We start from the raw sequence: 20,786 nt of genomic DNA on the forward strand, positions 1-20,786 counted from the left end.
CCCGCTGCGACGGGTGCGCACCACACCCCTGTTGGAGGACCACGCCGCCGGCGACGCGGCAGACATTGAGGAGGAACCCATGCACCCCCGACACCTGGCTGTGGCGATATGACCGCCCGCGCCGTCAGCGCCATCATCACCGTGATCATCGGCGTCACCGTCTGCTGCGTCGGCGGGCTACTCGGCCTGACCGGCGCCGCATCGGCCTGCGTCCCGATCACCACCGCCACCGTCTCAGGCTCGCCCGGCACCGGCGGCTACGACAGCGAACAGACCGGACACGTGGCCACGATCGTCAGGGTCGGCGCGGCCAAGAAAGTACCGGTCCGCGGGATGGTGATCGCGGTCGCGACCGCGATCCAGGAGTCGGGACTTCGCAACCTCGGACACCAGGGCGACAACAACGACCACGACTCGCTGGGCCTGTTCCAGCAGCGGCCGAGCCAGGGCTGGGGCACCGCGGAGCAAGTCATGGACCCCGTATACGCCGCGGGGAAGTTCTTCGACAAGCTGCTGCGCGTGCCTGGCTGGGAGCAGATGCCGCTCACGCAGGCGGCGCAGGCAGTGCAGATCAGCGCCTATCCGGATGCCTACGCGAAATGGGAGCCGGATGCGACCGCGCTGGTCGCCGCTGTAGGTTCCGAAATGGGATTAGCAATTCCAGATGCCCTTGAGCAGTGCGTGAGCACTGGCGGCTGGGTGAAGCCCGTGGATGCCCGGCTGACGTCCGGCTTCCGCACCGAATCGCGGCCCGGACATGACGGGGTTGATCTCGCCGCACCAAAGGGCACGCCGATCCGCGCCGCGGCGGCTGGCAGGGTGATCCGGGTGAGGTGCAATGCCAGCACCGCTGACGGACGGCCTTACTCGTGTGACCTCGATGGAAACCTCAGCACGCCCGGTTGTGGCTGGTACATGGAACTCCTGCACGTCGATCGGACGGTGACCCGCTACTGTCACATGCTGCGCCGCCCCTACGTCGAGGTTGGCCAGCAGGTCGTGGCGGGCCAGGTGATCGGCCTTGTCGGCAGTAGCGGCCATTCGTCCGGACCACACCTCCACCTGGAGGCGCACGCCGGACAGCCCGTAGTCGAGGCCAATGCCCTGGACCCGGTCATCTACTTCCGGCAGAGAGGCGTTAATCTTGAGGTTCCTTGATCTTGTAGATTCTCATTGGGTTTCTCGGTTTCTCAAGATTCTGTCGGTGCAGATGTCGGTTCCGACACTTTTTTGAGAGGCGCCGACACGTCGACTCCCGCTGAGAAGTCCTCGGCTGGAAGATTGCCCACGTTCGAGCTCGAGCGGTTGAGCATTCCCGCATCCGCTCGTGGACACCCTATGCGAATGAGCAGGCGCGCATAGCAGTGTCAAACCAAGTGCTGCCCACCAGTTGTAGCTTCGTTGTCACAACCCTGCGTTGGCCATCGGCAGTTGTCACGGAAAGATCGACCGGCAACACCGCTGGGGCGACGCCCTCCGAACAATCAAGTACCGCAGTCGCCTTGAATCGGCGAGTCCCGCCTGACGGAATCGGCCGCTCCCCCGATAGCGAAAAGACGCCAGAGGCCGCGTCGCCGGCTACGGTGACCCGCATAGGCCCAGCGTTCACCACTGCGACACTGCCCTCGATCGTCACGCGGCCAGCTCCGCCCCCTCCGGAGTCCAGCCCAGCGACAGCGACAAGCAGCGTAACCTCGGAAGCCTGCCGAGCCTGGTGGCGCCATGCATCCCACTGGCGCATACCGATGGCGCCGACCAAGAAGCCAGCAAGAACCGTCGCCACCAACACGTACACAGGCACCCGGTTGGAAAGCCAAGCACGCCACGAGCTGCGGACGAGCAAGGCCGGCTTAGTCGGCCGATCAGAAACGACGCCCAGATCAATTGCGCCATCAAGTTGGGGCTCATCCACGGGAGTGCGCATGGAGCCACCGTATCGACGTCGGCTCAGTCTCAGGCACCCTTGTCAAGACCACCCGACCATGCCGCTGCCAGCCGCCACCAGAAAGATCCCGAAGATTACGACTGATCGGGAGAATCGCCACCGACGAACCGGCGAGAAGCGCGGAGAGAATCCCAGCTCAGCGTTGTCGACGCCGAATTCTCCAACGGGAACCTGCAGATCTGCGGCGCTGGCTGCGGGTGACGCCAAAGCCCGTACGGGCGCACGTTGCCATCAAGGCTGTGCGCTAGATCACACATTCAGCGACCCAGCTCAATGCCGCTACGTTGCGTGTGCGACCGGCGGCCAGACGTAACCCTTGTCCGGAATCTGATCACACTCTGTGGGCTGTGTGTGCGTGCAACATCTGCCCGCATCAACATCCTATATGGAAAGCAGATCCTGCCTGTCAGCGTGTTCTGGTACGAACTTCGATGTGGATGCAGTTGGCGGCTGCGGTGGTCGCACACCACAGCCGCCTTGTCCACGTCGGTTCCAGCCCAGTCAAAAGGAGGATCCCGTGCGGATCAGAACAAGCGTACTCGTGCCCTTACTCGTCGCGGTGTTGGGCGGCGTGCTGGTGCCGGCTTCGCCGGCGCTGGCCGAGCCCGTGGGCGGCGAGGTGCGCATGGAGGCGCCGATGGTGCGCATCGGCGTCGACCACAAGATCGCCGAGGCCAACGGCTACGTGGTGCGCGTGGACAGTAACGGCGTCGAGTACTCGGTCAAGAAGGGCGCGATCACGCCCTTCAACGAGGTCTGGGGCGAGTGCGGCAGTTCCTTCGTCTACCTCACCGCGGTGGACACCAAGAAGCACTACACCTCGATCTACACGGGGTTCACTCTCGCGGCAGGCCGCGCAGGTGCCGTCTGGGTCGACTGGAACGTGTCCATGATCGACAACTACGGCGCCAGCGTCAAGACATGGGACCAGCCCGAGGCCTCGGTGCATGACTGGAGGAAGACCAAGCCTTTCACCTCCAGCGGTCCGGGCTGGGCGTACGCCAAGGTTCTGAACACCAGCATCGTCACGCTGTGGGACGGCACGATCTGCTGGTCGTACGGCCCCCAGGCCGAGGCGTACCTGTAACAAGTCAGTGCCGTTAGCGGCATAAGAGCGGCAGTTGGGAGTCTTCGACATGTTTCACGTTCCGGGTACACCTGATGGGCACAGTGGTCCACCGCGTCCACCTACACCCGATCTGGACGAGCTGCACCGATGGTTCGGTACACGTTTCGCGATGTTGGAGACTCCCGGCTGCCGCGTCCTGTCGGCTGGGCGCCAGTCCGAGGCGAGGAGCACGATCGACGCCGAATCTGGCCAGGTCATGGGACCGAGTGTCGCAGTCGAGCTTTGTATCAGGCACGACGTTGGCGGTGCGATTGTCGATGTGGCCACAGCCCGGGACCTGACCGGTGAGGGTTCGGTGCTGCATCACATGTGGTCGTCGCTGATCAACTACCAGCTGTCGTCGGCGGGTCGCAACGGCGGGGTTCCGTGGGGAAGCGGTCCGCCTCCGCCCGCTTTCGAGCACCTGATTGACGCCAATAACCCGCCGGAAACGCTCGACAGTTGTGCAGTAGCCGCCGACGGCGTCAGGACGGAGTGGCGCCGGATCGTCTGCCCGGACATGGCCACGGGAGAGCTCGTCAGTGCGTGTGGCGCCCGGATCGGCGGGTCGCTGGTCGCCGTGTGCGGCCCGGCAGGCATGGCCGATGTTGCCGTGAGGATGTGGCCCTCGAAGGAGCAGGCCAGAATGTCCAAGTAGTTGCTGCCACATAGGTTCGCGTCCACGTGACTTCACGATGGGCGGGTCAAGGTGCGGCATGACGCCGCCCAGGGTTGCCCGCACGACACATCGACCGCCATATGTTAATTCGGTGTAATATCCGGCCTGCCGGGCTGGCCTGGCAGTATCGGTGCTGGTCGAATGTTGCCATGGTCGTCTCGGCACGGGCTACGGCCGCCGACAGCGCGCCGGCCGAGGCAGTCCGCGTGGGGGCCGTCGGCAGTTTCGCGCCGGTCGTTGACGTATCAGCGGCGACGATATCCATGCGGCAGCCGGACGGATCGTTGGCGACGGTGCCGTTGGCCCAGCTCAGCGCCACTCACCTTGCCGGCTCGGTGCCGTGGCGGCGGTTTCGGTCCCGGCGGGATCAGCGGCATCTGCCCGGCAGCTACTGGTCGGCCACCACCGGCTCGCACGTCGTCTACGAAAGCCAGTTGGAGCTGGCGCGCCTGCTGCTGGCCGACTTCGACCCCGACGTATGCGGGATCTGGGCGCAGCCGCTACGGCTAACCGCCAAGGTGGCCGGCCGGACCCGCTCCCATGTTCCGGACTTCCTGCTCGTGTCGCCGACCGCACAGGTGACCCTGGTCAACGTGAAACCGGCTCGTCGGGTCGCCGACCCGAAGATTGCCGATCAGCTTGCATGGCCCGCTGTGCTGGCGCGAACGCGGGGTTGGGCCTACGAGGTCTGGTCCGGGGCGGACCCGGCGGTGCTGGACAACGTGCGGTTCCTGGCCGGTTACCGGCGGCGCAGCGTGGTCAGCCCGCAGCAGGTGCGGGTCGCTGCCGATGCGGTACACGACGGTGTGCAGTTGGCCGCGGTCGAGCGTCGACTGGCGGTGGGTGAGCCAGCGTATACGGCCCGGCCGGGTCTGCTGGCGGCGTTGTGGGACGGGCTGCTGGTCACCGATCTGACGCGGCCGCTGTCCGGGAAGTCGGTCCTGCGACGGGGTGAGCGATGAGCGCGGTCACGGCGGTGCTGCGGGTCGGGTCGCTAATCCACCACGACGGTGGCCGGTTCACGGTCGTGGAGTTCGCCGGCCGCCGTCTGCTGATGCGCGCCAATGGCAGCGGGCAGTTGCGGCAGGTGGACGTGGCGTGGCTGCTGGCGCATCCCACCACGAGCGTGTCGGCGCCGGAGGGCGTGACGCCGGTGTCGGCGGCGGTGGTGCTCGACAGTCTCGACGACGGCCAGACTCGACAGCTGCGGGAGCAGGTCGGCCACGTGCAGGAGGTGCTGACCGGCTACCGGCTGGGTGCCAAGGAGCTGGCCGGCCCCGACGAGCCTCGTGCCGAGTACGCGCCGGGCACGGCGAAGATGGGCCGCTACCAAGCCAAGGCCGCGGAGCTGGGTGTCGGGGTGAGCACGGTACGCCGGTGGGTGCAGGCGTTCACGGACTTCGGCCCGCAGGGGCTGGTGCCCGCCGGCACCGGCCGCGGCGAGGGACCGTGGGGCCGCACCGACCCACGCTGGGTCGAGGCCTGTCAGACGGTCCTGGCCGGGCACGTCAACGCCAGCCGTCCGACGAGGGCGCTGGTTCTGGCGCAGGTACAGGCGCTGCTGGAGGAACAGCACGGACCCGGTGTCGTGCCGGTCCCGTCGCGGACGACGGGCTATGAGCTGCTACGGGAGCTGACCCGGGGGACGAATGCGTTCACCGGCAGTGCCAAGGGCAAGCGTTCCATCGCCGGCCGCCCGCCGGGCGTCTACGGCCGCCTGCGTGCGACCCGGCCGGGCGAGTACGTGCTGCTGGACACCACCAGGCTGGACGTCTACGCGATGGAGCCGATGACGTGCCGATGGGTGCAGGTGGAGCTCACCGCCGCGATGGACTTGTACTCCAGGACGATATGCGGGCTGCGGGTCACCCCGGTGTCGACCAAGGCCGCCGACGTCGCCGGGGTCCTCTACGAGACGCTGCGTCCCGCGCCGCGCGACGGGCACGCGCAGCTGGCGTGCGGGGTCCCGGGTACGGTCGTGGTGGACGCGCGCCGGCTGGTCGACGCCCACGGGCAGCCGCTGCTGCCGTCAGTGGCCGCCGAGACCGTTGTGTTCGACCGCGGCGCGATCTACCTGTCCGAGCACATGCACAGCGTCTGCGCCCGCTTCGGCATATCGCTGCAGCCGGCCCGGCCCCGGAGGCCTACGGACAAGTCGCCTTTGGAGCGCTGGTTCAAGACCCTGGCCGAGGGGCTGCTGGTCGCGCTGCCCGGCTACAAGGGCTCCGACGTGCACAGCCGCGGCCTGGACGTGGAGGAACAGGCGTTCTTCTTCCTCGACGAACTCGAAGCGGTGATCCGGGAGTGGATCAACGTTTACCACCAACGCCCGCACGAGGGCCTGTCCGTCGCGGAGATCCCCGGGCTGGAGCTGAGCCCGCTGGAGATGTTCGAACACGGTGTCAACCGCGCCGGGCACCTGACGATCCTGGACCGCCCGGACCTGGCCTACGACTTCCTCAAGGTGCGGTGGACGCGCATCCAGCACTACGGCGTGGAGATCGACACCCTGCGCTACGACGCGCGTGTGCTGGTCAAGTACCGCAACGCCACCAGCCCGTTCACCGGAGTCCACGCCGGCAGGTGGCCGTTCGCCGTCGATCCCGGCGACGTCACCCGAATCTTCTTCCAGGACCCGGCCGACAACAGCTGGCACACGCTGTGGTGGGAACACGCCGCCGACCTCGGCCGACCAATGTCGTCCGAGGCCTTGGCCTACGCCCGCAGGCTCGCCGCGGCCACGCACCGGTTCCCTGACACCAAACGCGCCGTCGCCGACCTGCTGGAACGCTGGGGCGTCGGACTGACGGCCAACGCCTCCGAACGGCGCATGTCGCTGAGGCTGTCGGCGCAGCGGCTGCAACTGGTCGCCGGGCAGGACGCCACCGCACCGCCCGAGGAGCCTGAGGCCGATCCGGCGCCGCAAGCGCCCCGCCAGCGCGACGGCAAAGCAGTCACCGCCGTCGACGCGGACGGGCCTGCCGCGGCGACGACACCGCCGCGCAGCGCCGCCGACGCGGGAGCCGACTTCTACGCCGACGTCATGGACAGCGCATGAGCCTCGACGTCGACGGCATCGCGGCGCGGCACTACTCCCTGACCCGGCTGCTGGGCTGGCTGACCATGGTCGATTCACCGGTCCGGCGCCAGCCCGAGCCGCGCGACCGGACGCAGTTGGCCGCGTTGACCGCGGCGCAGCGCAGCGCCTACAACAACGCCCGCGCCGTCTGGCACGCCAACCTCGGACCGATCCGCACCCCGCAACTGCTGGCCCTGCACGAGAACCTGGCCGAGATCGTCGAGGCCAACCAGCAGGACGGCGACCTGACCAGACCCGCGGCACTGATCGACGCCTATCCGGGGTTGGGCAAGACCACCGCGGTCCTGGACTACGCCAAATTGTTCCACCGCCAGCAGATCACCGCTCTGGGCCAGACCACCGCCCACGGTCACCGGCGTGTCCCGATCATCTACGTGGCGTTGTCGGGCAACACCCAGATCAAGGGCCTCAACGAGACGATCTGCCGCTTCTACGGCTTGCCCGCCAATGGCACCGCCGACCAGCTGGCGGCCCGCGCCGTCGACGCCGTGCTCAGCATGCACACCACCGCCATGATCATCGATGATGTGCACTTCCTGGACGTTCGGCGCAGCGACGCCCGGGCCATGACCAACCACCTGAAGTTCCTGTCCAACGTCTTCCCGGTCACGCTGATCTACATCGGGGTCGGCGTCGCCGCCCGCGGCATCCTGCACGAGGGCCTGTCCCCGGCCGAGGCCCACTTCGCGCAGATCAGCCGTCGCACCACCGTGTTGGGCCTGGCACCGTTCCTGGCCGACACCGACCAGGCCCGCCACCAGTGGCGGCGCCTGCTGCTGACCATCGAACAGAAACTCGTCCTGGCCGACAAGCACCTCGGGATGCTGGCCGATGAGCTGTCCGACTACCTGTTCGCGCGCAGCACCGGCCACTTCGCGTCCCTGATGACCCTGATCAGCCGCGGCTGCCTGCGCGCGGTACGCAGCGGTGCCGAACGCCTCACCGCCGAACTCATGGACCGCGTCCGCAACGACGCCGCGGCCGAGAACGCCCGCCTCGAACTTTCCGCTGCCATCGACGCGGGCCTGTTCACCACGCGTCCGCGGGCAACTACGGCGTGAGCGACTGGACTGCGCAGCGCATCCCGATCGCCTTCGCCCCGGCCGCGGGCGAGGCGATCGACAGCTGGGTAGAGGGCTACGCCCGCCGGCTGCACACCGTCTCCCGCGACCTGCTCAACCACCTCGGCCTGCACCAATCCGCCCTCGCCCGGATGGTCCTCACCCTCCACCCCGACGAGACCGAAATCCTCACCACCGCAACCGGCCTGAGCGCCGCAGAGCTGGACGCCATGACCCTGCGCCGATTCGACACCATCGCGCTCACCATCGACCACCAGCGGCGCGTCGCCGAACACCCACCGGCCTGGCGCAGGCAGACAGGCAGCCGCTTCTGCCCCGACTGCCTGCGCGACGAACCCGGACGATGGCAGCTGCATTGGCGACTGTCCTGGACCTCGGTCTGCCAGCGCCACCACCGGCTGCTGGCCGACACCTGCCCACGCTGCCGCCGGCGCACCAGCGCCCACCGCGCCGGTGACCGCGGCGGCGCGACCAAACCCGGCGCCTGCCCGCTGCCCGTCATCGGCGAACGCCTCGGCGGCGGGAAACACAAGCCGTCCTGCGGCCACCCGCTCACCGAGACAGACACGCTACCCGTCGGCGGCCGCGTCCTGGCCGCCGGCCGACACCTGCACCACCTCATCGACACCGCCGCCGCCAACCCCGACCAGCGCGCCAGCATCCGCCGAACCCTCGACGAACTGTTCCTGCTGTCACACCGCGCTCTCGTCGGGCTGCACCGCGGACTCGACCACGCGCCCGCAGTCGTGCGGCAGATTATCGACGAGGGTGGCGGACGGCTACCACCGGTGTTCGTCCCCCTCGGGCAGACCCACGCCCACGCCGTGGCGGTCGCCACCGCCCTGGCCGTCGCGGCGCACACTCCCGGCGACACCGGCGACACCGTACTGGCATGGATCGTGCAGCACGGCCACGCCGTAAACGAGATCACAACCTTCATGCTCATCGACCGGTGGCGTGAATGCCACCCGGAGCTGCTCAGCCGGGTACTGGCAACGCTGGACACGCAACTTCGCATACACAGCCGTCTCATCTACGGCACCACCACCGCCGCACCGGCACGCCCGACCCGGACAGCCGAACACGCCGCCCGCCGCGCGGCAGCACTACCCTCACTGATGTGGCCCGCCTGGGCCATGCGGCTCATCCCCGCCACCACCACCGGCACCAACCGGCTCGCCGCCATGCGCGCCGCCCTCGCCGTGATGACACTGATCCCAGGCACCCGGCTCAGCTACCGCAAAGCCGTCGCCCTCCTCGGCGACTACACCACCACCGGCTCGGCACGGTCCCTGCTCACCCTGACGCCACCCGAGCACCTCGAACCGACGATCCTGCTCCTGCACCAACTGGCCGACATCCTCGACACCGACCCAGGCCCCATCGACTACACCCGACGGCGCAAGATCTTCACACCCGCCGCCACGACTATCAGTCGACGCGCCTACGCAACGCTGGCCAGAGCAAACGACTGGTGCCGCATCACCCGCGGCGGCCACCCGCACCCGCTGCACCTGCAGATCCTCGACCACCACCTATCCGTCCTGCTCACCGGCGCACCTTCCCGACGGCTTGACCGCCACGTGGCCAGCGCCTGGAACCCGCTGCTGCTGAGCCTGCCCACCGCCGTCCGCGACTTCGTCCACGACCAAGCCCGAAAGCTTCTGCAGACTCACGCCATCGACGAGCCCGTCACCTGGCAGCCACTGCCACCCCCGTCAGCCGCGGTGCCATGGCCCGGACTGGACCTCTCACAGATCGACCCGGACCAGTTCGCGCACGCGTTCGCCCAGCACGCCATGTCACGCCGCCCGATCGCGCGCCTGGCCGAAGCCACCGGCCTGCACCACACCCACCTGCAGCTCTACGCCCAGCACCAGCCCATCGACATGCCCGAACCACACTGGCGAAGCATCGCCGACACCCCGCCCAGCAACAGCGACCAGCAGATCCTTCACCAGCTCTACCACGACCAGCGCCTGCCGATCCAGCAGATAGCCCACCGATCCCTGCGCACCCCGCACCAGGTCCGTCAGGAACTGACCGCCCAGGGCACCACACTCCCACGCACCCGGCCACGACGCGTGAACCTCACCCGCGAATGGTTCGAACAGAACTACATCAACACCGGCAAAACCGTCCGGGCCACGGCGCGAGAAGCCGGATGCTCCATCACCACGCTGCGGCTCTACGCCCGCCGCTTCGACATCCCCTTCGGCGTCACAGCCCCACCCCACGACCCCTTCGCAGACTGGTCCGACTACCACAAGCCGCCACCCCACGTCGCCGCCGCGTTCGCCGGCCCACACGGCACCACCCGGATCCGCCAGATCCTCGCCATGGCCGAACACCCCACCCAACGCGCCGCAGCGGCCACGCTCGGCATCACCGAGCAACTACTCGGCCGGCACCGCCAATACATCGAACGCACCGCCGGAATCCAGATCTTCCACCCTTGGCTGCGGATGACACCCACACCAGAAGGCCGCGAGTTTCTGCACCACGCCGCCAAAGCCCTCCGCCGGCTGGACAAGCGCGCAACAGTGCTCAAGATCAGCTGAACAGCGTCAGCTCATATCACCCGGATCGGCTGCACCCCACTGCGCAGGATTGCTCACTCGGCACCGGACCCTACAACCGCCCTCGGCGGGGTGCTCATGGCATGCGACGGCTCGACGATCTCCGCAGCCGGATGGACCCACCCGCTGCCCGGCCACCCGCTCGTGTCCAGGTTCCGCACCGCCGAACGGCCAAGCCACAACGGTATCGACATTTCGGCACCGAAGGGAACCCCGATCCGTGCCGCCGCCGCGGGAACCGTCATCAAGGTCCGCTGCAACGCCAGCCTCGACGGTCGCCCAACATCGTGCGACCAGGACGGATCACCGTCCCACGCAGGCTGCGGCTGGTACACCGAAATCCTCACCGGCACACTCGTGCACCGCTACTGCCACATGCTCGTCCAGCCCTACGTCCACGTCGGGCAAACCGTCACCGCCGGACAGACCATCGGCATCGTCGGCACCTCCGGACACTCCAGCGGCCCGCACCTCCACTGGGAAATCCACACGGGCAACCCAGCCACCAGTGACAACGCCCAAGATCCGGAGATCTTCCTTCGCAGTGTCGGTGTCGCTCTCGAGAACCCCGACTTGTGATGCGGTTTGCTTCGACGACATGATCAAGGTCGCGTACCGATGATCGGCGTGGGCCCCGATCGCCCGGGTAGCCTTCGCTCGCCCGGGGATGTTGATCATGCGCCGAATCTCCGGTGGCGGGCAGAGTACGAACGCAAGGCTCGAAGGAAATCGATCTTCCGGAACCCCGGCCAGTACACGTCGCAGAAGTACAACTCCGAGTACGCCGCCTGCCACAGTAGGAACCCCGACATACGCCGTTCACCACTGGTTCGGATCACCAAATCCGGATCCGGCTGCCCGCCGGTATACAGACGCGCGGCGATGTGGTCGGCGTTCAGGCGCTGGCCGACGTCATCGAGCGTCGCGCCCGCGCGCGCCTCGTCCTCCAGCAGCGAACGGACCGCGTTGACGATCTCCTCGCGGCCGTCATAGCCGATGGCCACGTTGAGATGAAACTTGCAGGCCCGCTCCCGTGTCACCTCCTCCGCAAGCTTTAAGGCATTTCTCGTCGAGTCGGGCAACACTTCCAGGCGTCCGGCGAGATGCAGCTGCCAATGGTTGGCTGGGCGTGACAAGCGCTCCGCGACGACGTTCTCGATCATCTGCATCAGGTTGTCGACCTCGTCGGAGTCCCGTTTGCGCATGTTGTCAACCGAGGCGACGAACACCGTGACATGGCGGATGTCGACTTCAGCGCACCAGCCGAGGACCTCATCGAGGTGCTCGGCGCCGAAACGGTGACCGATCTTGGGATCGTCGAAGCCCATCTGCCGTGCCCACCGCCGGTTGCCGTCCATCACCATCGCCACGTGCTGCGGCAGGCCGGCATCAGAGAGCTGGGTACGGAGGCGATGGGCGTAGACGCGGTAGGCAGCGCGCCGTAGGGACTGCAGCATGATCCAAATCCAAGCATCCAACCGAGGTCCTCACCGCCCCCTCGGGCCAACGTTCACGAAAGCTCCACACACTTGGAGTCGGTGCTGGCACAGAACGTGGAATCAGCAACACCGATCACGGCGAACGCGCTTGATGCCTGGACAAGTCATGACCGCAACGCTTGCCATACCCAGCAGGCAGTGGTGTCCCGAACCGGCCAAGATCAGGTGCAGAGAAGGTTGGTACATGGACCTGCTGCACGTCGATCGGACGGTGACCCGCTACTGTCACATGTTGCGCCGCCCGTTCGTCGACATTGGGCAGCAGGTCGTGGTGGGGCAGGTGATCGGCCTTGTCGGCAGCAGCGGCCATTCGTCCGGGCCACACCTCCACCTTGAGGCGCACTCCGGACAGCCCGCCGTCGAGGCCAATGCTCTGGACCCGGTCATCTACTTCCGGCAAAGAGGTGTTGAACTTGCAGGTCGCTGACTTGTAGGTTCTCATTAGATCTTTCGGTTTCTCACGGTTCTGTCACTGCAGATGTCGGTTCCGACATTTCATTGAGAGGCATCGACACACCGCCGACTCCCGCCGAGAAGCCCTCGGTCGGAAGATTGCCCTCATTCGGGCTCAAGTGGTTGAGCATTCCCGCATCCGCTCGTGGGGAACACTATGCGAATGAGCAGGCACGCATAGCGGTGTCAAACCAAGTGGTGCCCATCAGCTGCAGGTTCGTTGTCACAACCCTACGTTGACCATCGACAGTTGTCACGGCAAGATCGACCGGCAACACCACGGGGGCGACGCCCTCCGAACACTCAAGTACCGCAGTCGCCTCGATTCGGCGGGTCCCGCCTGGTGGAATCAGCCGCTCCCCCGATAGCGTCACGACTCCGGAGGTCGCGTCGCTGGCTACAGTGACCTGCATAGGACCAGCGTTCAGCACCGCGATACTGCCTTCGATCGTCACGTGGCCAGCTCCGCCCCCTCCAGAGTCCAGCCCAGCAACAGCGACAAGCAGCGTAACCTCTGAAGCCTGCCGGGTCTGGTTCCGCCATGCATCCCACTGACGCATTCCGATGGCACCGACCAAGAAGCCAGCAAGAACCGCGGCCACCAACATGTACACAGGCACCCGGATGGAAAGCCGAGCACGCCAGGCGCTGCGGACGAGCGAATCCGGCTTGGCTGGCTGATCAGAAACGACGCCTAGATCAATTCCACCATCAAGTTGAGGCTCATCGACGGAACTGCGCATGGAGCCACCGTATCGACGTCGACTCACTCTCAGGCACCCGAGTCAAGACCACCCGACGAACCAGAGCTCATACTTGATCGGTCCGTAGGTTCTCATTAGACCCTTCGGCCTCTCGGGGCCAGCGCCTGCTCCAGCACCTCCAACAGCCGGCCGGCCGCGAGCTGATGGAGCGCTACTGCAACGCCAACGTCATCCCGAAACGCGGCAAGAAGGCACCGAAGACCACGCCGCCACCAGCAAGATCCTGAAGATTCCGACAGATCGGCGAGAAAAGCCGCGGACAGATCGGTGAGAAATCCGAGGACAACCCCTGGTCAGCACTGTCAGATCCGACATTTCCGGCGCAAACCCGCATAACTTGTAGGTTCTCAATCTCGGTGACCTTCTCAAGATCGTGTCACCATCGATGCCGCTTGCGGCATGGATGGATAACATCTCGGCATGGCGGCCCGAGTCGTTCCCAGGCTGCAATCTCGCCAACAGGTCGCGGCCCGGGAGCTGTCATCACAATTCGTGATCAACGACAGGTTCGGCCCGAGGCATGTCGACTTTGCCTTTGCTCACGCCGGAGAAAGGGCCACCCAGCACAGGCGACCAAACGCGGCCGGAATACAACGCTTGGGCGAGTGTAAGCAGCGCGTCCCGGCGTCGCTGCAGCCCAAGCCAGAACAGGACGCATGGAAGAGCCAGGCCAAGCAGCACCAGCGGCTGGTACAAGGCTGCAACGATGCAAACAAGTGTGGCGAGCGGCAGGCTGACGGCAGCGCGGAATTCGCCTTCTGTGTTCCGCCTGTCGACGGCACTGTAAAGGTCGGGCTCAGCACCGATGAGACGCGTGAGAACGAACGGGAGATCGCCTCGGAGGCGGTGCGAGATCTCGGAGGCCGTGCTGAATCGCGCTAGCTGGTTTGCGTCCCTTTCAACCTGTTCGGCGTCGACTTCCTCGTCAAGCTGCTGGGCAATCTGCCGGTACCCTTCCGTGAATTCCCTGTACTCCGAACTTGCGAGCACAGCCGACAGGTCGATGGCATCTGGCTGGTTCGCGAGCCACCGGTCCAGCCGGTTGTTCGCATTGTCGAGAAGTGAGGCGAGGTCGGCCTCCTCATTTCGCAATATCGTCCTATGAAAACCGCTGCCGTCGGCGCGGCGGACATCCAGAAGCACACGATCGTCAAAGCTTTGACTGAGCACAGCTTCGCCGTCGACGATGTGAGATCGTGATGCGGCCACTCGACCGAGAAGCCCGAAGTGATCTGACCGGGAGCCGCCAATCCAACCCTGCATTCGCCGGTTCCGCCATCGAGCTACGAGGTCGGTTGCAGAAGTCGTCGCAGCGACCGACAGCACGCCGATAAGGTACGCGGCGAGGGCTGTTGCTCCAGCCGCCGCCCACGGTCCAATCGCGCCGAGAAAATCACTCAAGCTCCTTCCGGCGGTCGACGTGGCAAAGGATGTCGTGTTACCGAAAACCATCCACCCGCAAGAAAGCCATAAATATCCGGCGGCAAGCGGCGTGCGAACCTCGCGGAAGCCAGGTAGGAGGTTGGCCAGCATGCCACGATTAGATCAGCTGGCGCGGATCTCAGCCATTGGCTGGTCGTCTGATCGCCTCGCCGGTGAAACGATATGATCTTGAGAAAGGCGCGGCGACCTCAAGCTCCGTAACCACGTGCGCTTGCTGATAGTGAGCGCGTCAGGCGAGAAGCGCCACGAGAACCTAAATGACTTGTAGATACTCATCGAGGATGGCACCTTCTCGCGGAAATGGCGCCCGAGATGGCGCTTGCGCCACTTCCAGGAGAACCCGGGCGGGGTGGTCTCAGTGCTGGATCAGGCCGCCGACCGGGACGGGAGCGACGTGGCCGGTTGCCGGAGCGGTCTGAGCCAGCGTAAGGCCAATGTCGACCAGCGATGACCGGCGCAGGCAACTGACGTCGGGTATCGGAGTCCAGACCGACTCAGCGGTGTCGCCGTTCGGCTCGGGCCGGAGCCGGCCGCCGGTGATACGGACGCGATAGAAGATGCCGACATTCTGGTGCTCCGGGCCGCCGAGCAAGCGTTCGGCCGCAGGTGTCACCCGCGAGTCCACACCCAGCAGGCATTCGACCATCGCGTCGCAGCCAGTCTCCTCGGCGACCTCCCGGATCACCGCATCGAACGGATCCTCCGCGTGCTCGACCTTGCCGCCCGGAAGAGTCCAGTGAGTGTCACCCTTCGGTGACACGTAACGGGCAAGCAGCACCCGCCCGTCCTCGATGCACACGGCATACACCGCCAGCCGGAAACTCATCACCGCACCTCCCTCCGGACCCTATGCCAATGCCAAGATCCGCGCATCGCAACCGTCGGCGGAGGTCGATCGCTGGCGCGAATTTCTGCACCACGCCGCCAAGCCCTCTGTCGGCTAGACAAGCGCGCGACAGTGCTCAAGATCAGCAGAACGGTAACTGCTCAGATCGCCCGGATCGGCTGAGCGCCACCGCGCAGGATTGCTCACTCGGCGGCGGACCCTACATCCGCCCTCGGCGGTGCGCTCATCGCATGCGACGGCTCGACGATCTCCCCAGCCGGATGGACCCACCCACTGCCCGGCCACCCGCTCGTGTCCGGATTCCGCACCGCCGAACGTCCCACCCACAACGGTATCGACATCTCAGCACCGAAGGGAACCCCGATCCGCGCCGCCGCCGCGGGAACCGTCATCAAGGTCCGCTGCAACGCCAGCCTCGACGGTCGCCCAACATCGTGCGACCAGGACGGATCACCGTCCCACGCAGGCTGCGGCTGGTACACCGAAATCCTCACCGGCACACTCGTGCACCGCTACTGCCACATGCTCGTCCAGCCCTACGTCCACGTCGGGCAAACCGTCACCGCCGGACAGACCATCGGCATCGTCGGCACCTCCGGACACTCCAGCGGCCCACACCTCCACTGGGAGATCCACACCGGCAACCCCGCGACCAGCCAGAACGCCCAAGATCCTGAGGCGTTCCTTCACGAAGTAGGCGTCTCCCTGGATGCGCCAAAGCCCTAACACACAGCCTCAGCATCGAAGATCGTGCGGCTGGGGGATCGGCATGGCGCCTCGACTCACATCGGCGCCCTCGCCTACAAGCGGAATCCGGAGCTTCTGAATATGTCGATCAGGCCCCACAACATCGAACTGAGCCCACCTGCGACCACCGCAGAGGCCAGGTATGCCCACCAGGACGCGCACGCTGGCCGACGCATCAGGAGAATCACGGTGACTATCAGAGATAGCGCCACGGTCGCCGCACTGGACACCACGATCACACGGACGAAGTCGTCGAGGATCGGCCAGCGAAATCGGCCGAGTTGGAACAATCCTTCAGCGGCCAGCAGGCCGAAGGCCAGACCTGCGGCGAAGGAGGAACGATAACGCGATCCGTTCCTGATGGCGTGGCCGAGGCGACCGAGGACGGGTCCCGCTCCGACGGCGATCAGCATCCAGAAACCCGCTGCCCGGGCAACTGAAAGCAGCCAAACAACGTCTCCCGACGAGTCGTCGTTCAGGGTCGCCCAACTCCACCGCTGCGACACGACCAGGACGAGGCCGTAGTACACGGCCGTCGCGACCGCCAGCAACGCGGTTGCCACCACTGGAGCCCGGCGAGCGGCGCGCACAAAGTATCCCGCCACTAGCGCCGCTGCGCCCCAGGCGAATCCATTGCTAGTCAACGTCAGCACGACACGGCCTGCTGCTTCCGGCAGTACGTCGCCGAGAAACGCGAAAGCACCCAAAGGCACTCCCGCCGACCAGACAAGTGACCAGTCAAGTGGTCCGTCGATTACAACACCCGGCGCGGGCGCGGCAGGCGTCTCCGCTCCGGCCTTCGGTTCCGACCCAGGCCGCTGAATGAACGCCACAACCTGTCGTTCTACCACCCCGAGCCGCCAACCAGGGGGCGCGACCTCCCCATCAGCCGAGGAACACGACCGACCGCTGACCAAACTCGGTCAAAACGTGTCACCGGCAGCGCCGCCGAGCCGCGAAGCCCAGCCATGCGTCAGCCCACCTAGCCCCCAGCCTCACCAACACGGCCGGATCAGGGATCACAAGCGGCAAGATCAGGTGCAGAGAAGGTTGGTATGCCGAGATCTTGCACCTCGACCGGACCGTCACGCGGTACTGCCACATGCTGCGCCGCCCATCTGTCGAAGTCGGCGACGATGTCATCACCGGGCAGATCATCGGCCTGGTCGGCAATAGCGGCCACTCCTCCGGCCCACACCTGCACCTGGAAGCACATTCCGGACAACCCGCCATCGAGGCCAACGCTCTCGATCCGGTCGGCTACTTCGCCGCCCGTGGGGTCGACCTGACCCAAGATACGCGCTGAGCAGGGCGTTCCTCACGGGTTGGCGCCCGGGCGCGCCAACCCGGAGGATGCCGTCAGCGGCCCCTGCGGCGCCTCACCTTCGCAGGAGACACCGTGAACCCGATCGGTCCGCCAGCTCCGCGGCCGTGCGAGTCGTGCCCGTACGCACGCGGCGTCGCGTCCGGGATCTGGGCCGGCCACGAGTACGACAAGCTCGAGCCCTACGACAACGACATCGCCCACCAGCCACAACAGGTGTTCGTCTGCCACCAGACCGAACGCGACAGCCCGCAGGTGAAGGTCTGCGCCGGGTGGGTCGGCTGCCACGGCGCCGACAACCTGCTGGCCCTGCGCGTGGCGCCGCTGGTCGGCCAGATGACCGCCCACGACGTCCGCACGGCCAGGGCCTACGTCTGCTCTGTGCCCCTATTCGCGTCTGGGCACGAGGCCGCCGCCCACGGCCGCGCCTCGATCGACGCCCCAGACGAACGCGCCCGCCGCGCCATCCAGAAGATCACCCGGACGCGCAGCGACCTGAACGCCTGACCTCACCCGGCCCACCGCCGGCGATACCGCACCAGTGGGCAGCGAACCCGCTCCGATTCCACGCCGTCGCTACGACGTGCAAACCCCGGTGCCGATGCTGCGCACCCGGCCGCCGCGGTGGCCGGGATCACCTTGGGCGCCGGGATGATCATCCAACGGTCCGCCTCCGAAGGACAAAACATGGGCTACACCCACACCTTCCGGATCCAGCCAGGCAGCCCCGAATACGCCGACGCCTGGCCGCACCTGGTCAGCGACACCGCTCGCATCATCTCCGCCGTGACCGAAAGCCACGGCATCGTCATCACCGGCCCATCGGCGGCCGCACCGCCGCGAATCGACGTGGCCAAGGGCATCTGCTTCAACGGCGACATCGCCAACAACCTGCACCTGGACACCTTGACGATCAACCCGCCGGGGCGAGTGCACAGCCAGACACCCGACGACTGCGCCGTATGGCGCTTCGTCAAAACCGAACAGCTCCCCTACGACCTCGCGGTCACCGCAGCCCTTCTACGGATGCGGCAGCTCATGCCCAACGCCTGCGCGATCGGCAGCAACGGCACCTGGCATCAAGACTGGGCCCCCGCCCGAACGCTCAACTGGCGGATCTTCGGCACCGACCGCGCCGAACTCGCACAGGACCTGCTCGTCGACACGACCGAAGGCATGGCCATCACCCTGCAGGGATGGGTCGACCCGCGACTGGCGTCAACACAGATCCTGCCGCAGCCGTGACCGGCCCCACGCCAACCCCGCTGCCGGCCCAGGCCGCAGCAGGCACCGCCACACCGATGGTCATCGTCATCGCCGCCGAACGGGCCACGGCCTACATCGCATCCGCGGCGGCGTTCGACAGCGAGCACACCAGCGCCTACGCCCGGGAGGAGGCCGACGGCGAGATGCCCGCCTCGGCGTGGTCGGCGATGGCCGCCGCCGCCGAACACCTCGCCGGTGACGTCGTGCATCTGTTCACCTCCGCAACCACCTTCACGATCGACGAGCACGCCGGACCCGACGGGCAGCGATGCCCATGGTCGCAGGCGCTGGTCGACGCGAGTTCGCCGCCGTGGCAGCACCCGGGCTGCCCGAACCGCTGCCCTGGATCCACCGCCACCACCAGCACCGCCATCGGCTAGAACGCCTCACCGCTCCTACAGCATCGACCTGCACCCCGATAACGTCGGCCGGCTGAACGAAGCGCTCAAGCCGTTCATCACCGTTGCCCGCCCGCTGACCCCCGCCGCACGCAAGCGCCGCACCTGACAACGCGGCCCGCCATGCAAAACCTGTTCCCATACCAGCTGGCATAAGCCGGTCTGAGCCGCCGCATCACGGCCGCTGACACCCATCAGGGTGAGCGGCCGAGGCCGCTCACCCTGTCCGAGTACAGGGAGAACAACAGTGCGAAAGATCCACTCCTGCACCACCGCGTACCTACGCGCCAATCCTTCGGTCCCCGCAGCTGATCTGTCTGACGCGGTGGTATCCGCGCAGCGGCTGGCGGGCATCGCTGCGCAGCTGCGCCAGAGCCTGGCCGAGGGCGCCGACAAGCTCAGCGAAACCGAACTCGAGCAGGTCCTGCTCATGCTGAAGACCGCGATCGCCGACATCGCGTTCGCCGCAGACCGGCTGCGAAGCACACCTGTCGAGCAGGACATCATCGTCGCAGCACAGCCGACCGCCGGCGACGAACCCGATACCTGCACGCCGGACACCGGCGATCGGCAGACCCCGGCCGCTGCCTGCGAGCCCGCCAGGAGCGAAGAACCGAGCCCGCAACGGTCGCCGACGGCCACAGCCCAGCAGGCCAAGCCCACGGACCCTGAGCCGCAGTCCTCGCTGACGACTCAACCGCGAATCGTCGCTGACGCGGCCAGCCTCGCCAAGCAGGCCAGAACGCTGCGGCGGCTGATCACCGTCCCGGCAGTCCTCGACGGTGCCGGCCACCTCAACCGGCTCAACACCGCGCTCATCGCCGCGGCCGAAGACGTCGACGCCATCTTCGCCATGTTCGCCGACGCGCCAGCCGCCACACCCGGCCGGCCGCGCGGCGTTCGCCGCCGCCGTCGTCGTACGCAGGACGGCGGAGTCCCGGCAGCTGCGGTTACCGTGCCGGAATCGCGGCCGTTGGCGGCCGCAGGGTCTCGGCCCACGCCGCGGCTGCTGGCCGAAGGCGCTCACCGCCTGCTTGCGGCACCCGGACGTCGCGCCCAGTCGCAGCCCGCGGGCACCTCGCGATGAGCCGCCAAGTCGGGCCCGATATCCGTCAGCTCAGCCGCGAAGAAAACCGAAGCCGCTTTCAAGATCTCGTTGGCGCGGCGCAACTCGGCGACCTCTCGCCGCAACCGCTTGATCTCCGCGGACTCCTCGCTGGTCACACCCGGCCTCGCGCCTGTGTCGACTTGAGCTTGCCGCACCCATTTGCGCAGCGTCTCGGCAGTGCCGATGCCCAGCTTCTGAGCTACCGCGGTGATCGCGGCGTAGTCGGAGTCGTAGTTCGGCCGCACCTCGGCGACCATCCGCACCGCGCGCTGACGAAGCTCAGCCGGGTACACACTCGAACGTGACACGGCTCGATCCTCCACAAGAGGTCGGGCCGCTACCAAACCCGGTGCGGTTCATACCACCGAATGTGAGCCAAAGCTGTTCGTTCAACAGTCCCCACTGTCGTGACACGAGATCACGTGTCTCAAAGATTTACTGTTC

The 20,786-nt window shown here is 66.7% G+C and carries 20 protein-coding genes and 1 pseudogene; 15 read left to right on the top strand and 6 right to left on the bottom strand.

Going from position 1 to position 20,786, the window contains the following annotated elements; genetic code table 11:
* Nucleotides 1-108 precede the first annotated feature (108 nt).
* The 8 genes from HAV39_RS38045 (at nt 109) to HAV39_RS38080 (ending at nt 11,072) form a co-directional block, all read left to right on the top strand.
* Nucleotides 109-1,158, top strand: coding sequence for a M23 family metallopeptidase (locus HAV39_RS38045; RefSeq protein WP_191844006.1), 1,050 nt, complete (start codon nt 109-111; stop codon nt 1,156-1,158).
* 1,304 nt (nt 1,159-2,462) lie between these two features.
* Nucleotides 2,463-3,032, top strand: a complete 570-nt coding sequence (locus tag HAV39_RS38050) for a hypothetical protein (protein ID WP_191844007.1) — start codon at nt 2,463-2,465, stop codon at nt 3,030-3,032.
* 151 nt (nt 3,033-3,183) lie between these two features.
* Nucleotides 3,184-3,711: a hypothetical protein gene (locus HAV39_RS38055; protein ID WP_191844008.1), complete on the top strand. Its 528-nt coding sequence runs from the start codon at nt 3,184-3,186 to the stop codon at nt 3,709-3,711.
* 170 nt (nt 3,712-3,881) lie between these two features.
* Nucleotides 3,882-4,694 carry a TnsA-like heteromeric transposase endonuclease subunit gene (locus HAV39_RS38060; protein WP_203736696.1) on the top strand — a complete coding sequence of 271 codons (813 nt, stop codon included), beginning with the start codon at nt 3,882-3,884 and terminating at the stop codon, nt 4,692-4,694.
* The gene (locus tag HAV39_RS38065) at nt 4,691-6,790 is read left to right on the top strand and encodes a DDE-type integrase/transposase/recombinase (protein ID WP_191844009.1); all 2,100 of its coding nucleotides are present in this window, start codon (nt 4,691-4,693) and stop codon (nt 6,788-6,790) included. Before HAV39_RS38060 ends, HAV39_RS38065 begins: the two co-directional genes overlap by 4 nt.
* Nucleotides 6,787-7,893, top strand: a complete 1,107-nt coding sequence (locus HAV39_RS38070) for an ATP-binding protein (protein ID WP_191844010.1) — start codon at nt 6,787-6,789, stop codon at nt 7,891-7,893. Before HAV39_RS38065 ends, HAV39_RS38070 begins: the two co-directional genes overlap by 4 nt.
* Nucleotides 7,890-10,475 (top strand): TniQ family protein, encoded by a 2,586-nt coding sequence (locus tag HAV39_RS38075; protein WP_191844011.1) that lies wholly within the window; start codon nt 7,890-7,892, stop codon nt 10,473-10,475. Before HAV39_RS38070 ends, HAV39_RS38075 begins: the two co-directional genes overlap by 4 nt.
* 96 nt (nt 10,476-10,571) lie before the next feature.
* A complete protein-coding gene (locus HAV39_RS38080; RefSeq protein WP_191844012.1) occupies nt 10,572-11,072 on the top strand; it encodes a M23 family metallopeptidase in 501 nt (166 codons plus the stop codon).
* 95 nt (nt 11,073-11,167) lie between these two features.
* Here HAV39_RS38080 and uppS read toward each other — a convergent pair whose 3' ends face one another.
* Entirely contained in the window at nt 11,168-11,950 is a 783-nt protein-coding gene (uppS, locus tag HAV39_RS38085; RefSeq protein WP_191844013.1) for a polyprenyl diphosphate synthase, read from the bottom strand.
* 226 nt (nt 11,951-12,176) lie between these two features.
* On the opposite strand from uppS, the gene HAV39_RS43110 reads away from it, so the two are divergent.
* The gene (locus HAV39_RS43110; RefSeq protein ID WP_239121091.1) at nt 12,177-12,419 is read left to right on the top strand and encodes a M23 family metallopeptidase; all 243 of its coding nucleotides are present in this window, start codon (nt 12,177-12,179) and stop codon (nt 12,417-12,419) included.
* Between the two features lie 181 nt (nt 12,420-12,600).
* Here HAV39_RS43110 and HAV39_RS38095 read toward each other — a convergent pair whose 3' ends face one another.
* The 3 genes from HAV39_RS38095 to HAV39_RS38105 all read right to left on the bottom strand — a co-directional run bounded on the left by HAV39_RS38095 (nt 12,601) and on the right by HAV39_RS38105 (nt 15,478).
* A complete protein-coding gene (locus tag HAV39_RS38095; protein ID WP_191844015.1) occupies nt 12,601-13,188 on the bottom strand; it encodes a hypothetical protein in 588 nt (195 codons plus the stop codon).
* 504 nt (nt 13,189-13,692) lie between these two features.
* Nucleotides 13,693-14,742: a hypothetical protein gene (locus tag HAV39_RS38100; RefSeq protein ID WP_191844016.1), complete on the bottom strand. Its 1,050-nt coding sequence runs from the start codon at nt 14,740-14,742 to the stop codon at nt 13,693-13,695.
* A gap of 265 nt (nt 14,743-15,007) precedes the next feature.
* Entirely contained in the window at nt 15,008-15,478 is a 471-nt protein-coding gene (locus HAV39_RS38105) for an NUDIX hydrolase (protein ID WP_191844017.1), read from the bottom strand.
* 312 nt (nt 15,479-15,790) lie between these two features.
* On the opposite strand from HAV39_RS38105, the gene HAV39_RS38110 reads away from it, so the two are divergent.
* A complete protein-coding gene (locus HAV39_RS38110; protein WP_191844018.1) occupies nt 15,791-16,225 on the top strand; it encodes a M23 family metallopeptidase in 435 nt (144 codons plus the stop codon).
* Nucleotides 16,226-16,299: 74 nt separating this feature from the next.
* Here HAV39_RS38110 and HAV39_RS38115 read toward each other — a convergent pair whose 3' ends face one another.
* Entirely contained in the window at nt 16,300-16,953 is a 654-nt protein-coding gene (locus HAV39_RS38115) for a DUF6518 family protein (protein WP_191844019.1), read from the bottom strand.
* A gap of 326 nt (nt 16,954-17,279) precedes the next feature.
* On the opposite strand from HAV39_RS38115, the gene HAV39_RS38120 reads away from it, so the two are divergent.
* From HAV39_RS38120 to HAV39_RS38140, 5 genes are all read left to right on the top strand, one after another.
* Entirely contained in the window at nt 17,280-17,552 is a 273-nt protein-coding gene (locus tag HAV39_RS38120) for a M23 family metallopeptidase (protein ID WP_425321557.1), read from the top strand.
* A 93-nt stretch (nt 17,553-17,645) separates the two neighbouring features.
* Nucleotides 17,646-18,077 carry a DUF6283 family protein gene (locus HAV39_RS42390; protein ID WP_203736792.1) on the top strand — a complete coding sequence of 144 codons (432 nt, stop codon included), beginning with the start codon at nt 17,646-17,648 and terminating at the stop codon, nt 18,075-18,077.
* A 180-nt stretch (nt 18,078-18,257) separates the two neighbouring features.
* On the top strand, nt 18,258-18,815 hold the full coding sequence (locus HAV39_RS38130) for a hypothetical protein (protein WP_191844020.1): 558 nt from the start codon (nt 18,258-18,260) through the stop codon (nt 18,813-18,815).
* On the top strand, nt 18,812-19,216 hold the full coding sequence (locus HAV39_RS38135; protein ID WP_191844021.1) for a hypothetical protein: 405 nt from the start codon (nt 18,812-18,814) through the stop codon (nt 19,214-19,216). Before HAV39_RS38130 ends, HAV39_RS38135 begins: the two co-directional genes overlap by 4 nt.
* A gap of 217 nt (nt 19,217-19,433) precedes the next feature.
* Nucleotides 19,434-20,321, top strand: coding sequence for a hypothetical protein (locus HAV39_RS38140; RefSeq protein WP_191844022.1), 888 nt, complete (start codon nt 19,434-19,436; stop codon nt 20,319-20,321).
* A 41-nt stretch (nt 20,322-20,362) separates the two neighbouring features.
* Here HAV39_RS38140 and HAV39_RS38145 read toward each other — a convergent pair.
* A pseudogene (locus tag HAV39_RS38145) lies at nt 20,363-20,650 on the bottom strand (transposase); the annotation flags it as partial.
* Nucleotides 20,651-20,786: the final 136 nt, after the last annotated feature.

The sequence above is a fragment of the Catellatospora chokoriensis genome, assembly GCF_011297315.1.
GTDB classification, from domain to species: Bacteria; Actinomycetota; Actinomycetes; order Mycobacteriales; family Micromonosporaceae; genus Catellatospora; species Catellatospora citrea.

Excerpts from the sequence above, each read along its gene's own strand:
- HAV39_RS38095 (WP_191844015.1), bottom strand. The coding sequence starts at position 13,188 with ATGCGCAGTTCCGTCGATGAGCCTCAACTTGATGGTGGAATTGATCTA.
- HAV39_RS38060 (WP_203736696.1), top strand. The coding sequence starts at position 3,882 with ATGGTCGTCTCGGCACGGGCTACGGCCGCCGACAGCGCGCCGGCCGAG.
- HAV39_RS38055 (WP_191844008.1), top strand. The coding sequence starts at position 3,184 with ATGTTGGAGACTCCCGGCTGCCGCGTCCTGTCGGCTGGGCGCCAGTCC.
- HAV39_RS43110 (WP_239121091.1), top strand. The coding sequence starts at position 12,177 with ATGGACCTGCTGCACGTCGATCGGACGGTGACCCGCTACTGTCACATG.
- HAV39_RS38045 (WP_191844006.1), top strand. The coding sequence starts at position 109 with ATGACCGCCCGCGCCGTCAGCGCCATCATCACCGTGATCATCGGCGTC.
- HAV39_RS38065 (WP_191844009.1), top strand. The coding sequence starts at position 4,691 with ATGAGCGCGGTCACGGCGGTGCTGCGGGTCGGGTCGCTAATCCACCAC.
- HAV39_RS38130 (WP_191844020.1), top strand. The coding sequence starts at position 18,258 with ATGGGCTACACCCACACCTTCCGGATCCAGCCAGGCAGCCCCGAATAC.
- HAV39_RS38070 (WP_191844010.1), top strand. The coding sequence starts at position 6,787 with ATGAGCCTCGACGTCGACGGCATCGCGGCGCGGCACTACTCCCTGACC.
- HAV39_RS38080 (WP_191844012.1), top strand. The coding sequence starts at position 10,572 with ATGGCATGCGACGGCTCGACGATCTCCGCAGCCGGATGGACCCACCCG.
- HAV39_RS38105 (WP_191844017.1), bottom strand. The coding sequence starts at position 15,478 with ATGAGTTTCCGGCTGGCGGTGTATGCCGTGTGCATCGAGGACGGGCGG.
- uppS (WP_191844013.1), bottom strand. The coding sequence starts at position 11,950 with ATGCTGCAGTCCCTACGGCGCGCTGCCTACCGCGTCTACGCCCATCGC.
- HAV39_RS38100 (WP_191844016.1), bottom strand. The coding sequence starts at position 14,742 with ATGCTGGCCAACCTCCTACCTGGCTTCCGCGAGGTTCGCACGCCGCTT.